At 74.2% G+C, this 14,597-nt stretch carries 12 protein-coding genes; 3 read left to right on the top strand and 9 right to left on the bottom strand.

Annotation, left to right across the window (positions count from 1 at the left end; translation table 11 throughout):
* Positions 1-59: 59 nt before the first annotated feature.
* From ACFOWE_RS13360 to ACFOWE_RS13350, 3 genes are all read right to left on the bottom strand, one after another.
* Positions 60-2,297, bottom strand: coding sequence for an MMPL family transporter (locus tag ACFOWE_RS13360; RefSeq protein ID WP_377287610.1), 2,238 nt, complete (start codon positions 2,295-2,297; stop codon positions 60-62).
* Between the two features lie 234 nt (positions 2,298-2,531).
* Positions 2,532-4,733 carry a protein kinase domain-containing protein gene (locus ACFOWE_RS13355; protein WP_377287609.1) on the bottom strand — a complete coding sequence of 734 codons (2,202 nt, stop codon included), beginning with the start codon at positions 4,731-4,733 and terminating at the stop codon, positions 2,532-2,534.
* Positions 4,734-4,938: 205 nt separating this feature from the next.
* Entirely contained in the window at positions 4,939-5,481 is a 543-nt protein-coding gene (locus tag ACFOWE_RS13350; protein WP_377287608.1) for a TetR/AcrR family transcriptional regulator, read from the bottom strand.
* Between the two features lie 62 nt (positions 5,482-5,543).
* Between ACFOWE_RS13350 and ACFOWE_RS13345 the strand changes: the two genes are divergently transcribed.
* From ACFOWE_RS13345 to ACFOWE_RS13335, 3 genes are all read left to right on the top strand, one after another.
* The gene (locus ACFOWE_RS13345; RefSeq protein ID WP_377287607.1) at positions 5,544-5,960 is read left to right on the top strand and encodes an SRPBCC family protein; all 417 of its coding nucleotides are present in this window, start codon (positions 5,544-5,546) and stop codon (positions 5,958-5,960) included.
* 70 nt (positions 5,961-6,030) lie between these two features.
* Positions 6,031-6,849 (top strand): HipA family kinase, encoded by an 819-nt coding sequence (locus ACFOWE_RS13340; RefSeq protein WP_377287606.1) that lies wholly within the window; start codon positions 6,031-6,033, stop codon positions 6,847-6,849.
* Positions 6,846-7,220 (top strand): DUF3037 domain-containing protein, encoded by a 375-nt coding sequence (locus tag ACFOWE_RS13335; RefSeq protein ID WP_377287605.1) that lies wholly within the window; start codon positions 6,846-6,848, stop codon positions 7,218-7,220. The genes ACFOWE_RS13340 and ACFOWE_RS13335 overlap by 4 nt, the downstream gene beginning before the upstream one ends.
* Positions 7,221-7,236: 16 nt before the next feature.
* Here the strand turns inward: ACFOWE_RS13335 and ACFOWE_RS13330 are convergent, their stop codons facing one another.
* The 6 genes from ACFOWE_RS13330 to dxr form a co-directional block, all read right to left on the bottom strand.
* Positions 7,237-8,520: an RNA polymerase sigma factor gene (locus ACFOWE_RS13330; RefSeq protein WP_377287604.1), complete on the bottom strand. Its 1,284-nt coding sequence runs from the start codon at positions 8,518-8,520 to the stop codon at positions 7,237-7,239.
* Positions 8,517-8,879 carry a YciI family protein gene (locus ACFOWE_RS13325; RefSeq protein WP_377287603.1) on the bottom strand — a complete coding sequence of 121 codons (363 nt, stop codon included), beginning with the start codon at positions 8,877-8,879 and terminating at the stop codon, positions 8,517-8,519. Before ACFOWE_RS13325 ends, ACFOWE_RS13330 begins: the two co-directional genes overlap by 4 nt.
* A gap of 317 nt (positions 8,880-9,196) precedes the next feature.
* Positions 9,197-10,039 carry a GNAT family N-acetyltransferase gene (locus ACFOWE_RS13320; protein WP_377289100.1) on the bottom strand — a complete coding sequence of 281 codons (843 nt, stop codon included), beginning with the start codon at positions 10,037-10,039 and terminating at the stop codon, positions 9,197-9,199.
* A 59-nt stretch (positions 10,040-10,098) separates the two neighbouring features.
* Entirely contained in the window at positions 10,099-11,679 is a 1,581-nt protein-coding gene (locus ACFOWE_RS13315; RefSeq protein ID WP_377287602.1) for an alpha/beta hydrolase, read from the bottom strand.
* Between the two features lie 147 nt (positions 11,680-11,826).
* Positions 11,827-12,993, bottom strand: a complete 1,167-nt coding sequence (ispG, locus tag ACFOWE_RS13310; RefSeq protein ID WP_377287601.1) for a flavodoxin-dependent (E)-4-hydroxy-3-methylbut-2-enyl-diphosphate synthase — start codon at positions 12,991-12,993, stop codon at positions 11,827-11,829.
* A gap of 132 nt (positions 12,994-13,125) precedes the next feature.
* Positions 13,126-14,310, bottom strand: coding sequence for a 1-deoxy-D-xylulose-5-phosphate reductoisomerase (gene dxr, locus ACFOWE_RS13305; RefSeq protein WP_377287600.1), 1,185 nt, complete (start codon positions 14,308-14,310; stop codon positions 13,126-13,128).
* Positions 14,311-14,597: the final 287 nt, after the last annotated feature.

Genomic DNA, 14,597 nt, shown 5'->3' with positions numbered 1-14,597 from the left:
TGGGGCGGCCGGCCCGTGGTATCCCGTCGTATCAGGCGCGGGTCAGGCGAGGGCGGCGCTCAGAGGCGGCCGGCTCCGACGAGCTCCCGTTCCGGCTCCTCGCCGTGGGCCTCCTCCTCGTGGCCCTCGATGGAGAGGTTGGGCAGGATCCGGTCCAGCCACCTCGGGCACCACCAGTTGTAGCGGCCGAGCAGGACCATGGTCGCCGGGACCAGGAGTCCCCTGATGATCGTGGCGTCGACGGCCACCGCCACCGCCAGCCCGACACCGAAGATCTTGACCATGGGGTCGGGGTAGGCGATGAAGGCGACGAACACGGCGACCATGATCAGAGCGGCTGAGGTGATCACCCTGCCGGTCGCGCCCAGCCCCTCGGCCACGGCCCTGCTGTTGTCCCCGTGCTTCAGATAGGCCTGGCGCACGGCCGTGAGCAGGAAGACCTCGTAGTCCATCGAGAGTCCGAAGAGCACCGCGAACAGCATCAGCGGGATGTAGCTGTCGATCGGCACCGAGAAGAACAGCGTCGCCACGTAGGAGTCGTCCACGCCGACCGGCGGGTCCATTCCGACCAGCCCGCTGCCCAGCCCGAGGGAGAAGACCAGGGAGAGCGCGCCGAAGGCGGCGCCGAGCGAGACCAGGTTCATCAGCGCGGCCTTGAGCGCCACCACCGGCGAGCGGAACGCCAGCAGCAGCAGCAGCGCGCTGAGCAGCACCACCACGCCGATCACCGCGGGCGTGCGCTCGGTGATCCGGGCGCCGACGTCGGCCATGCCCGCGACCTCGCCGCCCACGTGCACGCTCGCCCCCTCGATCCGGATCTCCCGCACCGCCTCGACGACCTCGACGGCCCGGGGGTCGCTGGGCGCGAACTCGGTGACGGCCTGGACCATCACCGCGGTCCCGCCGGTGTTGAGCACCGGCTCGCTGACGTGGGCCACGCCCTCGACGGCGGCGACCCCGTCCTCCAGCGCCTGCAGTACGGCGGGCGCGGGCTCGCGGTCGACGACCTTCTCCTCCAGGTCGGCGATCACGATCAGCGGCCCGTTCATGCCCGGGCCGAACCCTGCCTGCTTGAGCTCGTAGGCGCGGCGGGACTCCGTGCCGCGGTCGCCGTAGCCGTCGTCGAGCGTGCCCATGCCGAGTGCGAGGGCGGGCGCGGCCAGCGCGGCGAGCACCGCGACGCTGAGCGCCAGCACGCCCCAGGGCCGCCGGGCGACCCAGTGGCCCAGCCCGGCCCAGCCGGACGAGTCGTCGGCGGGCCTGCGGCGGCCGGCGAACGGCAGGCGCAGCGCGCCGATCCGGTGCCCGAGCAGGCCGAGCAGGGCCGGGACCAGGGTGACCGAGGTGAGCACCGCGCAGACGACCGAGATGCCGGTGATCCAGCCGAGCGTCTGCAGCATGGGGAAGCCGGCGAGCAGCAGCGCGCTGAGCGCGATGATCACCGTGCCGCCGGCGAACACCACGGCGCCGCCCGAGGTCGCGCCCACCCGGCGGACCGACTCGTGCACCTCCAGCCCGTCGTCCAGCAGCTTGCGGTGCCTGCTGAGCAGGAAGAGCGCGTAGTCGATGCCGACACCGAGGCCGATCATCGTCGCCATGATCGACGCCTGCTTGGGCACGTCCACCACGTGGCCGAGCAGGCTGATCACGCCCAGGCCGGTCGCGATGCTGACCAGCGCGGTGAAGATGGGGATCATCGCGGCGACCAGCGTGCCGAAGGCGAACAGCAGGACGAGCAGCGCGCAGACGACGCCGATGGCCTCGCTGGCGCCGGTCTTGATCTCCTTGTCTGCCGGGGTCCCGGTGTCGGAGGGCACCGCCTCGATGCCGGCCTCGCGGGCCGGGTCGGCCGCGGCGGACAGCTTCCGGGTGGTCTCGGCCAGCTTGGAGTTGTCGTGCCCCTCCAGCCTGACCGTGATCATGCCGATCTGCCGGTTGGCGGCCATGCCGCCCAGGCGGTAGGGGCTCTCCACCTTCACCACGTGCGGGATCTCGCGGATGCGGTCCATGGCACGCTCCACGGCGTGCTTGCGCGGCTCGTCGGTGAGCAGGCCGTCAGGGGAGTGCAGCACGATCTGCACGGTGCCGCCCGGATCGAACCCGGGGCCGAACCCCTCGCGCATCAGCTCGTGGGCGCGCTGCGCGTCCGTGCCGGGAATGGCGACGTTGTTGTTGACCGGGCCGGGGAACAGCAGCGATCCCGCGGTGAGCCCCACCGCGACCAGGATCCAGAGCGCCAGCACGATCTTGCCGTGCCGCGCACACCATTCACCGAGCCGTCCCAGAAACCCTGACATGGGGGACCACCCTATTGACGTCTTCGAGAGCAACGCGCGGACAACGTCCGGTACACCACACGGGGGTACCGGAAAAGCCTAGGCGTGAACTTCCCGGATGACCGTACGGCATTCGGAAATGAGACGATCACCACAATCACCGCGTCCGGACACCGTCTGCGAGGAACGCCACCTCCCCCTCCGGCGGACCCCGCGCTGGCAGGAGCCGGACGTCCTCGCCGTTCCCGGGCCGCATCAGGCCCCCTCGACGCTCCCCGGGCCGGCCGGATCAGCCGGGTCCGGTCCCGTGGTCGGCCTGGTCGTCGGCCCCGTGGTCGGCCCGGTGGTCGGCCCGGTGGTCGGCTCCTCCCCCGGCCCGGGCCCGCTCTGCATCCCCACCCCGACCGTGACCACGACCGTGGCGCCCGTCCGGACGCACCCGCCGGGCCCCGCGCTCTGCGCCAGCACCTGCCCGGAGCGGGCCCCGTCCACCAGACGTGCCCGCGTCCGCACGGCGAAGCCCGCCCCGGTCAGCGCGCTACGCGCCTCCGCCTCGCTCAGACCGACCACCGAGGGCACCCCGGCCCCGCGCCGCGACACCGTCAGCGCGACCGCGGCGCCCGAGGAGACGCGCTCGCCCGCACCGGGGCTGCTCGCGACCACCTGGCCCGCGGGCCGGTCCGCGCAGCGCACGGTCACCTCGCCGGTCGCCAGCCCCAGCGCCGCGAGCGCGCGCTCGGCGGCCTTCCTGCGCAGCCCCGCCAGCTCCGGCACCGGCACACCCGCAGAGACCCGCAGGTCGACCCGGCTTCCCCTGCCCACCATGGCGCCCGCCTCCGGCGTGCTCCCGAGCACCCTGCCGACCGGCTCTGCGGAGTCGACCTGGGTGACGGTCCCGGCCAGCCCGGCCTTCTTGAGCGCGCGCAGCGCCTCGGAGCGCTCCGTCCCGGCCAGTGCCGGGACCGTGACGCCGACGGCCGGTACGGTGACCGGGCTCCCGGCGCGGGGCGCGGTCCCGTCCGGGAGAGCGGCCCGGTCGGGGGCGGCGAGCGGATCGGTCCGCAGGTCGCGCTCCGCCCGCTCACCGGCGCCCGCCCGTGTCCCGGACGGGGCCGTGGCCGCCGGCGCCGCGCCCGGAGCGGGTCCGCCGCCTCCGCTCAGCGCCGGGACCAGCACCGCCACCAGCACGGCGGTGCTGACCAGCAACGAGCCCGACACCGCCACCGACGCCCTGGTGGCCGCCCGCCCCGGGTGCGTGCGCGCCCCGGCCGGTTCGTGAAGGACCGCCGGCGCGGGCCCGGCCGCCGTGCGGGGCGCGGGGACCGCGCCCGCGGGGAAGGGCAGGGAGCGCGAGCGGATGGAGACGGCCCCGGTGGCCCCCCGCGCCCCGGTGGCCCCCTGCGCCGCGGGGACCTCCACACCGAGGACCTCTGCACTGGAGCCCTCCGCACCGGGACCCTTCGGGCCAAGGGGGGATCCGGAGCCCAGGGGGACTTCGGAACGGGAGAGCAGACCGGTGGAGAGCGACGACCGGGGCGTGCCGTCCTCCCCGCCCTCCGCGGCCGTCCCACCGGCGGCCCGCCCCGCCGCGTCCTCCCCGCCCTCCGCGGCCGTCCCACCGGCGGCCCGCCCCGCCGCGATCTCCCCGTCCCCGCCCTCACCGAGCAGCGTGAGCAGCAGCTCGCGGCTCGTGGGGCGGTTGCGCGGGTTCTTGTCCAGGCAGCCGGCGACCAGCTCGCGGAGCCAGCCGTCGAGGCGGCCCATCTCCGGCCGCGCGGTGAGCACGCGGTGCAGCACGGCCGCGATCGAGTCCTGCCCGAACGGCGCCTGGCCGTTGGCCGCGAAGCACATGGTCGCGCCCCAGGAGAAGACGTCGGCGGCCGGGTCGATCTCGGCCCCCTCGACCTGCTCCGGCGCCATGTAGGCGGGGGTGCCCGCGCCGCGCCCGCTCTGCGTGGCCGCCGCGTCCAGTGCCCGCGCCAGCCCGAAGTCGATGACCCGCGGCCCGTCCGGGCCGAGCAGCACGTTCTGCGGCTTGAGGTCGCGGTGGACGATCCCGGCCCGGTGGATCGCCGTCAGCGCGGTGGCCGTGCCGATGGCCAGGCGTTCCAGCGCGCCGCCCGCCCGCGGGCCGCCGATGGCGACCTCCCGGTGGAGGGACGGGCCGTCGACGAACTCGCTGACGATGTAGGGGCGGTCGCCCTCCAGCCCCGCGTCGATCACCTGCGCGGTGCAGAACCTGGCCACCTGCTTGGCCAGCTCCACCTCGCGCAGGAACGCCGCCCGGTCCTCGGTGAGCACGCCGTGCAGCAGTTTGACCGCGTACGGCTCGGGGGCGGCCTGTGGATGCATCCCGAGGTACACCACCCCCTGGCCGCCCTCGCCCAGCCGACCGACGATCTCGTACGCGCCCAGCCGTTCTGGATCCCCCGGCTTGAGCGGCTGCGCATACGGCACCTGCGGGCCTCCCCTCGCCGCCACTCTCCCACTCAAGAAGAGGCATCCCCCGCAGTCAACGGAAGTCAATCCCATCTGCCCGCGACCGTGACACTCATGTGATGCTCAGGTCAGGCCCGCCGGCCCCGCGGTCCGGCCCGCGAAGGCGCCCGCCGCCGCTCGTCCCCCTCCGCCGGAGGCGCCCCGCGACCGTCGCCGAGGACGTCTAGGAGGTGAGGCCCATCTCCGACAGGGCCAGGTCCATGAAGGCGCCGATCGGCTCGTCCACCGCGCCGACCCTGTGCAGGGCGGCCATCCCGAGATAGACGCTGTAGCCGGCGACGGCGCGGCCCCGGGCGAGGTCCGGCGGCTGCCCGGCCTCCTCCAGCGTGGCCGCCATGAACTCCAGCCGCCGCGCGCTCACCCGGCGGGCGGTCTCGGCGGCGAGCGGGTCGTCGGCCGCACTGACGAGCTGGAAGGCGATCTTGGAGTCCACCGGGTCGCCGAAGGCGGACTCCAGCAGCGTGCGCATGCGCAGCACCGGGTCGGGGATCTCCAGCAGCCCGGCGATGATCTCCTCGGTGCCGGCCTCCCAGCGGGCCAGCGCCGCCTCGACCAGCGCCCGGCGGTTGGCGAAGTGCCAGTAGAAACTGCCCTTGGTGGTGCCGAGCCGTACGGCCACCGGCTCCACCGCCACCGCCGCCAGACCGCCTTCGGCCAGCGCCTCCAGCGCCGCCATCGCCCAGTCCCCCGCGTTCAGCCGACCCATTCGCACAGTCTTCCATACGGAGGCGTACAGTCGGACCGTACGCAACCGTATGGAGGAATCTCATGGTGTACAACATGCACGAGCGCCTCGTCCCGGCCTCCCCCGAGCGCGTCTGGGACCTGCTCACGGGACTCGGCGGCGAGGGCGACCGGCTCTGGCCCCAGGAGAAGGGCAGCTTCCGCCTCCCCGAGGGCGCCCGTCCCGGCGCCCCCGTCGAGCACGGCCCGATGCGCTACCGCGTCGGCGCCGTCGAGCCCTGCCGCCGGCTGTGGTTCGACACCCGGGAGATGACCGGCGGGCACGGCTTCACCCTCCACCCCGCCGAGGGCGGCACCCTGGTCCGGCACGAGATCACCGGCCGCACCACGGGCCTGTTCCGGATCCTGTGGCCGGTGCTCATCCGACGGCAGCACGACGCGGTGCTGGAAAGGCTCCTCGACAACCTCGAGCGCGAGGCCGGGCGCGCCGTCGCGGGATGACCGCCGGATGGCCGACGACACCGCGGCCCGGGGGGCGGGGCGCCGCACCGCGAGCCGATAGCCTGGCCGGGTGCTGGAAGAGATCACGGCGACCCGCTACGTGACGCCCCTGCGGGAGGGCGGGTCGCTGCCGGGTGTGATGGAGGCCGACGACCTCGGCACCTACGCGGTGAAGTTCCGGGGCGCCGGGCAGGGCCGCAGGGTGCTCGTCGCGGAGGTCGTCTGCGCCGAGCTGGCCAGGCGGCTCGGCTTCCGCACCCCCGAGCTGAAGGTCGTCGGCGTCGATCCGCAGCTCGGCGCCCGCGAGCCCGACGAGGAGATCCAGGACCTGCTCAAGGCCAGCGCCGGGCGCAACCTCGCCGTCGACTTCCTGCCCGGCGCGCTCGGCTTCGAGCCGCTCGCCTGGCCCGCCGACCCGGCCTTCGCCTCCCGGCTGCTCTGGTTCGACGCGCTGGTCCACAACGTCGACCGGAGCTGGCGCAACCCGAACCTGCTGCTCTGGCACGGCGACGTCTGGCTGATCGACCACGGCGCCGCCCTCTGGTTCCACCACAACTGGCGCACCGCCGACCCCCAGCGCGCCTTCGACGCGAGCGACCACGTCCTGGCCCCCTTCGCCACCGAGATGGCCGCCGCCGACGCCGAGCTGAGCGCGCGGATCACCCCGGACCTGCTCGGCGAGGTGACCGGCGAGGTGCCCGACGAGTGGCTGGCGGACGAGCCCGGCTTCGACGGCCCGCAGGCCGTACGGCACGCCTACGCCGAGCACCTGCTGGCCCGCGCGCACGGGCCGCGGGCCTGGCTGCCCGAGCCCGTCGCCGGGGCGGCGGAGCCCCGCCGGGAGCGCAGGAGCGGCTCCATCGGCACGTTCTGGAAGGACCACCGGTGAGAGACGTCTACGAGTACGCCGTCATCCGGGTCGTCCCCCGCGTCGAGCGCGGCGAGCTGATCAACGCGGGGGTGCTGCTCTACTGCCAGCCGCGCGGCTACCTGTGCGCCCGGGTCGAGCTGGACGAGGCCCGCCTGCTCGCCCTCGACCCCCGCGCCGACGTCGAGACGGTACGGCAGGCGCTCGACGCCTACCGGCTGTCCTGCACCCCGGACGCGGGCCCGCTGGCCGCCGAGCCGCTCGGCGGCCGGTTCCGCTGGCTGACCGCGCCGCGCAGCACGATCGTGCAGGCCGGCCCGGTCCACGCGGGCCTCACCGCCGACCCCGAGGCCGAACTGGAGCACCTGGTGGCCTGCCTGGTCCGCCTCTGAGGGACACCGTCACGTATCACGGAGTGCCCGGTCCGGGGCATGCCGCGCTCTCCAGGCGGTGAGCGCGCCGGATGAGGTGACGGCGCTCGGGGGCGCTGCCGGTACGGCGGGCGGCCTCGCGGTAGGCGTGCGCGGCGGCCTCGTGCCGGCCGAGCATCTCCAGCAGGTGAGCGCGGGTGGCGAGAAGCCGGTGGTGGCGCGCCATGCGCTTGTCGCTCCCCAGCTTCTCCAGCAGGTCGAGCGCCGCGGCCGGACCCCGGGTCATGGCGACCGCGACGGCGCGGTTGAGGCTGATCATCGCATTCGGCCCGTACTGCTCCAGGAGGTCGTACAGGGCGAGGATCTGCGGCCAGTCGGTGGCGTCGGCGTGCTCGGCCTCGTCGTGCACGGCGGCGATGGCCGCCTGGAGCTGGTAGGGGCCGACCCGCCCCCGGGGCAGGGTGCGGCTGATCAGGTCCACGCCTTCGGCGATGAGCCGGCGGTCCCACCGGCCGCGGTCCTGTTCCGCCAGAGGCACCAGCTCGCCGCCGGGGCCGGTGCGCGCCGGCCGGCGGGCGTCGGTCAGCAGCATCAGGGCGAGCAGTCCCGCGGTCTCGGCGTCCTCGGGGACGAGCCGGTGCAGCAGCCGGGTGAGCCGGATCGCCTCGGTGGACAGTTCCGGCGCGGTCAGCTCGGTGCCGCCGGTGGTGGTGTAGCCCTCGTTGAAGATCAGGTAGAGCACGTGCCGGACCTCGGCCAGCCGCTCGGCGCCCTCCGGCCCCTCCGGCAGCGACAGGGCGGTGCCGGCCGTCTTGACGGCCTGCTTGGCCCGGCTGATGCGCTGGGCCATCGTCGGCTCGGGGACCAGGAAGGCCGCGGCGATCTGCGCGGTGGTCAGGCCGCCGACCGCGCGCAGGGTCAGCGCGATCCGGCTGGGCGTGGACAGCGCGGGATGGCAGCACAGGAACAGCAGGGCCAGGGAGTCGTCCCGGTCCGCGGCGGGCACGGTGTCGGCGGCCTGGGCCAGCAGCGCGGACTGCGGGGTGGCCAGCGCGAGCGCGTCCTCACGGCGGCGGCGCGCCGCCTCGCTGCGCACCTGGTCGACCAGTCTGCGGGAGGCGACGGTCACCAGCCAGCCCCGCGGGTTGTCCGGCGTCCCCGTCCCGGGCCACTGCAGCGCGGCGGCGAGCAGCGCCTCCTGGACGGCGTCCTCGCACTCGTCGAAGGCGCCGTGGCGGCGGACGAGCGCGGCGAGGACCTGCGGCGCCAGCTCGCGCAGCAGGTCCTCGATCCCCTCTGTCCCGTGGTGCGCGCCGCTCACAGGTCCGTCGCGGACTCGTGCAGCACCGGCCACAGCTCCACCGGGTCCGTGTCGGCGAACGGCATGTCCGCCGCGATCTCCTGCGCCCGCTGGAGGCTCTCGCAGTCCAGCAGGTAGAAGCTGGCGAGGTACTCCTTGGTCTCCAGGTACGGGCCGTCGGTGACCACGGGGGCCCCGTCCCTGCGGCGCACCAGCTGGGCGGTGGCGGCGTCCGCGAGGCCGAAGGCTCCCAGCAGCTCGCCGCTCTCCCGGTACTTGGCGTTGAACGCCTCCTGCTTGGCGACCGCCTCCGGCCACGCCTCAGCCGGGAAGGAGTCCCACTTGGCCTGGTTGCCGTAGATCATCGCGACGTACTTCATCTCGGGTGTCCTCTCCGTCTCGGGCGCCCCCCACCGGAGCGCCGTCGCCCTTCGGTCGGAGCGGGGAACGGGTCCTCGACATCCGGCGGCGGCCTTCTTCCGGCCTCTCTCCCGGCTCTCCGCCGGGCAGCCCGGCACCCGGACGGCAGAGATGATCAACCTATGCGCCCGTCACGCCACCCGTCCAGGGGGCGTCGCGCTGCTGATCACAGTCCGGTGCCGGTCGGCCGCGTCGGCCGCGTGGCGCGGGACGGGCGCCGCCGCCGGTCCCCGGGGCGGCGCCGTGGACCGGCTCCCGTGATCTGCGGGACAGGCCTTCAGAACAGCACCGACATGAAGGTGCCGACCTCGGTGAAGCCCGCCTTCCGGTAGGCCGCCCGGGCCGGGGCGTTGTAGTCGTTGACGTACAGCGAGACCACCGGGGCGAAGCAGTCGAGCGCGTGCCCGACCACCGCGGCCATCCCGGCCACCGCGTGGCCCCGGCCGCGGAGCTCGGGGTTGACCCAGACCCCCTGGATCTGGCATGCCTGCGGGGTCACCGCGCCGATCTCGGCCTTGAAGACGACCGTGCCGTCGTCGATCCGGGCGTAGGAGCGGCCGATCCGGATCAGCTCGGCCACCCGGGAGCGGTAGAGCGCGCCGCCGTCCCCCAGCTCGGGGGAGACGCCCACCTCCTCGGTGAACATCGCCACGCAGGCCGGGAGCAGGATGTCGAACTCCTCCGGCCGCACCCGCCGCACCAGGGGGTCGGCCGGGACCGGGGAGGGGCCGGCGGTGGCCATCAGCGGCTGGGCCCAGCGGATCGCCCGGGCGGGTCCCCAGTGGGGCTCCAGCCGCTCCCAGAGCGACTCGACCGCGTCGGCTGGGCCGACGATCGAGGAGCAGCGGCGGCCCTGCCTGCGGGCCCGGTCGGCGAAGGCGTGCACGGCCTCGGGGCCGGCGTTGACCGGGACGAGGTTGGCCCCGGCGTAGCAGAGGGAGGTCAGACCGCCGCGCGGTCCGAACCCCCACATCTGGCCACCGAGCCGCGCCGGGCTGAGCCCGACGGAGCGGACCCTGGAGGCGACGAAGACGTTGGCGACGGGATCGGCGTCGAGAATCGCCAGAACCTCGTCGCGGTCGTTGTCGTCGAGCACGCGCGACACCGTTGTGCGCAGCATCACAGGGCCAGCCTACGCGACCGCCCCGGCTCCGGCGGGACCGGCTCGCATATCGGCGCTTACCCGACTTGATCCCGAGTCATCAGGACACGTTCCGCCCGCACGGAGGGCGCGGGAGGGGCCTGGGCCGCGCAGCGCGCGTCGACTCCCCCGCTCCCGCGCGCGCCGCGGCGGGGCAGCGTCCCGTCCCGCAGGTAGGCGGCCAGGTGCCCGTCCACGCAGCGGTTGCCCTCGAAGAGGGCGACGCCGTGGTCGCCGCCGCCCTCGACCACCAGCCGGGAGCGGGTGAGGATCCTGCGCATCTCCAGGGCCCCCGCGTACGGCGTGGCCGCGTCGCGCCGGGACTGGACGAGCAGCGCGGCCGGGAGCCGGTCGTCCTGGCGGATCTTCACCGGGGCCGGAGGCGCGACCCGCTGCTGCCAGAACATGCACGGCGCGTTGTACCAGGTGTTCTGCCAGGTGAGGAAGGGCGCCCGGGCGTGGAGCGCGGCGGCGTCCGCCTTCCACCGGCTCCAGGTGCGGGGCCAGGGCGCGTCACCGCACTCCGTGGCGAGGTAGACGGCGTAGCCGTTCTCGGTCTGCGCGTCGTTCTTGACGTGCTTGCGGTGGGCGGCCAGCAGCGGGGCGCTGTCGCCCCTGCGGACGTAGGCGGAGAAGGCCTGGGCCAGCTCCGGCCAGACCAGGTCGGAGTAGCCCCCGACGGTGTAGAGGTCGTCGAACTCGCTCGGGCCGAGCACACCGCCCGCCGGGCGGGTGCGCAGCCGCTCCCGGGTGGCGTACCAGGCGTAGGAGACGGCCCTGGCCCTGGCTCCCAGCCGGTAGACGTCGTTGTGCTTCGCCGTCCAGGCCAGGAAGTCCTTGTGCCGCCGCTCGAAGGCGGTGTTCTGCTTGAGGTTGGACCTGTACCAGATGCCGCGTGGGTCGACCACGCTGTCCAGGACGAGCCGCTTGACCCGGTGCGGGAAGAGCGTCCCGTAGACCGCGCCCAGGTAGGTCCCGTAGGAGTAGCCCAAATAGCTGATCTTGGACTCGCCCAGCGCCGCCCTGATCAGGTCCATGTCCCGGGCGGAGTTCTCGGTGGTCAGGTGGGGCAGCAGCCAGCTCCAGCGCAGCTCGCACGCCTCGGCGTACTCCCGGGCCCGGCCGAGCAGCGCGGACTCCTCCTGCTCGGTCTTCGGCACGTGGTCCGGGCGCGGCGGCTCGTAGTACTTGTCCGGGTCCACGCAGTTCAGCGCGGGGCTGCTCCGGCCCACCCCGCGCGGGTCGAAGCCGATCACGTCGAACCGGTCGGCCAGCCCCGAGGGGAGCGCCGTCGCCACGAAGGCGGCCAGGTCCATGCCGGAGGCCCCCGGCCCGCCGGGGTTGACCAGCAGCGGGCCCAGATGGCCCCGGGTGGCCTTCCCCTTGATCCGGTTCAGGGCGATGCCGATCGTCCGGTACGGCATGCGGTGGTCGAGCGGCACCCGGAGCGTCGCGCACTCCGTCTCGGGCGCCGCGCGGGTCGTGCCCGTCCGCTCGCAGGGCCCCCAGGTGAGGGCCCGGGCGAGGTCATGACTGGTGTGCGCCACCGCCTGCGGTGGCACACCGACGGCCACGACCAGCATCCCGATGCCCGCGACGACCCCGACGACCCTCTTCACGTGGGACTCCCCCTCCTCGTTCGGCAGGGAGATGGTCCCCCGGAGGGCGGCCCGGCCGCCGGTCACCCGGCCGGATGCTTACCAACGCGTGATCGAGTGATTGCGGCGGGTGGCCATTCGCGGGGGCGGCCGCGGAGGACCGGGGGATCAGCCCACGACGACCTGGGGCCCGGGGGTGTCGTCGTCGAGGTCGACCTCGATGCCCATCTCCTCGGCCAGGCGCAGGGCCTCCTCGATCAGGGTCTCCACGATCTGCGACTCCGCGACGGTCTTGATGACCTCGCCCTTGACGAAGATCTGGCCCTTGCCGTTGCCGGAGGCCACGCCGAGGTCCGCCTCGCGGGCCTCGCCGGGACCGTTGACGACGCAGCCCATGACCGCCACGCGGAGCGGGACCTTCAGCCCCTCCAGGCCCGCCTGGACCTGCTCGGCGAGGGTGTAGACGTCGACCTGGGCCCGGCCGCAGGACGGGCAGGAGACGATCTCCAGGCCGCGCTCGCGCAGGCCCAGCGACTCGAGGATGCCGATGCCGACCTTGACCTCCTCCACCGGCGGAGCCGAGAGCGAGACCCGGATGGTGTCGCCGATGCCCTCGGCCAGCAGCGCGCCGAAGGCCACCGCCGACTTGATCGTGCCCTGGAAGGCCGGGCCGGCCTCGGTGACGCCCAGGTGGAGCGGGTAGTCGCACTTGGCCGCGAGCAGCCGGTAGGCCTGGATCATGACGACCGGGTCGTGGTGCTTGACCGAGATCTTGATGTCCCGGAAGCCGTGCTCCTCGAAGAGCGAGCACTCCCAGAGCGCGGACTCCACCAGCGCCTCGGGGGTCGCCTTGCCGTACTTCTCCAGCAGGCGCGGGTCGAGCGAGCCGGCGTTGACACCGATGCGGATCGGCACGCCGTGGTCGGCGGCGGCGCGGGCGATCTCGCCGACCTTGTCGTCGAACTTCTTGATGTTGCCCGGGTTGACCCGGACCGCGGCGCAGCCCGCCTCGATCGCGGCGAAGACGTACTTCGGCTGGAAGTGGATGTCGGCGATCACCGGGATCTGCGACTTCTTCGCGATGATGGGCAGCGCCTCGGCGTCGTCCTGGGAGGGCACGGCCACCCGGACGATCTGGCAGCCGGACGCGGTCAGCGCGGCGATCTGCTGGAGCGTGGCGTTGACGTCGGCGGTGACCGTGGTGGTCATCGACTGCACCGAGACCGGCGCGTCACCCCCCACCGGGACCGAGCCGACCATGATCTGGCGGGAACGGCGGCGCTCGGCGATCGGCTTGGTCCTCACCGCGGGCATACCGAGAGCAACAGAAGTCATTTTTCAGCCTTTTAGAGTCGACGACCGCTCCAGTCTAGGCAGTGCCGGACGGTGGCGTTGGCGGCGAGCCGGGCGGCGGCGGGGCGGTGACGGGACGGTGGCGGTGGATCGGTCCGTGGATCGGTCCGTGGATCAATCCGTGGCGGTGAGCTCCCGGGCCCGGGCCCGGGCCCAGGCGTCGGCCGCGAGCACCTCCTCCACCGAGCCGGCCTCGCCGGGGGCGTGCTCGCCGACGACGGCGGCGACGGTGTCCACGATGCCCAGGAACGGCAGCCGCCCGGCCAGGAACGCCTCCACGCAGACCTCGTTGGCGGCGTTGTAGACGGCCGGGGCCGTGCCGCCCGCGGCGCCGACGTGGCGGGCGAGCGCCACGGAGGGGAAGGCCTCGTCGTCGAGCGGCTCGAAGGTCCAGGTGTGGGCCCGGGTCCAGTCGACGGGCGAGGCCGCGCCGGGGACCCGCTCGGGCCAGCCGAGGGCCAACGCGATGGGCAGCCGCATGTCCGGCGGGCTGGCCTGGGCGACGACCGAGCCGTCGGTGAACTCCACCATCGAGTGCACGACCGACTGCGGGTGCACCACCACGTCGATCCGGTCGAAGCCGATGTCGAAGAGCAGGTGGGCCTCGATGACCTCCAGGCCCTTGTTGACGAGCGTGGCGGAGTTGATCGTGATGACCGGCCCCATGGACCAGGTGGGGTGGGCCAGCGCCTGCTCGGGCGTGACCGCGCCGAGCTCGGCGCGGGACCGGCCGCGGAACGGCCCGCCGCTCGCGGTGACGACCAGCTTCCGCACGGCGGAGGCGTCGGGACCGGTGGGGCCGGCCGCCCACAGGCACTGGGCGAGCGCGGAGTGCTCGGAGTCGACGGGGAGCAGCTGCCCCGGCTTGGCCAGGCGCTTGACCAGGGGTCCGCCGACGATCAGCGACTCCTTGTTGGCGAGTGCGAGCGTGCGGCCCGCCTCCAGCGCGGCCAGCGTCGAGGTCAGCCCGAGCGCGCCGGTGACGCCGTTGAGCACGGTGTCGCACGGCCAGGCCGCGGCCTCGGCGACCCCCTCGGGGCCGGCCAGGACCGTGGCGGTCACGCCGTGGGCGGCCAGCGCCTCCTTCAGCGCGGGCAGGGCCGCGGGGTCGGCCACGGCCACCGCCTCGGGCCGGAACTCGGCCGCCTGGCGGGCCAGCAGGTCGACCCGGCCGCCTCCGGCGGCGAGCGCCGCCACCCGGAAGGCTCCGGGGTTGCGGGCGATGACGTCGAGGGACTGGGTCCCGATGGAGCCGGTCGAGCCGAGCAGGACGACGGAGCGGGTGGTGTCTGGCTGCACCGTCCCATTCTCCCGGGCGGAGGGCGCGCCCGCGGACCCGCCCGGGCCATGCCGCACGGGCATGGGAGGCGTGGCGGGAGGAAACCCCTGGTGAGGAACGTGCCCCGTGCCGGAATCCCGCCATATCAATAGCCGCGAACCATGAGAAAACGGAGATCAAGCGCACTAGCTTCCCGACCCAGCACCCAGGTCTCGGGAGGTACTCCATGCGCCGCACGGCACGTCTCGTCCCCGTCCTCGCCCTCGTCGCGGGAGGCGCGCTGCTCCCGGCGGCCGCCGGCGCCGCG

Origin of the sequence: Planomonospora corallina (assembly GCF_042650625.1) — a bacterium.
GTDB lineage: Bacteria > Actinomycetota > Actinomycetes > Streptosporangiales > Streptosporangiaceae > Planomonospora_B > Planomonospora_B corallina.
The sequence above is the reverse complement of the archived record's forward strand: the minus strand, read 5'-3'. Positions and strand labels throughout refer to the sequence as shown.

What these genes read in the sequence shown, in the direction of transcription:
- ACFOWE_RS13325 (WP_377287603.1), bottom strand. Translation starts at nt 8,879, where the DNA reads ATGAAGTACGTCGCGATGATCTACGGCAACCAGGCCAAGTGGGACTCC.
- ACFOWE_RS13360 (WP_377287610.1), bottom strand. Translation starts at nt 2,297, where the DNA reads ATGTCAGGGTTTCTGGGACGGCTCGGTGAATGGTGTGCGCGGCACGGC.
- ACFOWE_RS13345 (WP_377287607.1), top strand. Translation starts at nt 5,544, where the DNA reads ATGGTGTACAACATGCACGAGCGCCTCGTCCCGGCCTCCCCCGAGCGC.
- ACFOWE_RS13350 (WP_377287608.1), bottom strand. Translation starts at nt 5,481, where the DNA reads ATGGGTCGGCTGAACGCGGGGGACTGGGCGATGGCGGCGCTGGAGGCG.
- ACFOWE_RS13320 (WP_377289100.1), bottom strand. Translation starts at nt 10,039, where the DNA reads ATGCTGCGCACAACGGTGTCGCGCGTGCTCGACGACAACGACCGCGAC.
- ispG (WP_377287601.1), bottom strand. Translation starts at nt 12,993, where the DNA reads ATGACTTCTGTTGCTCTCGGTATGCCCGCGGTGAGGACCAAGCCGATC.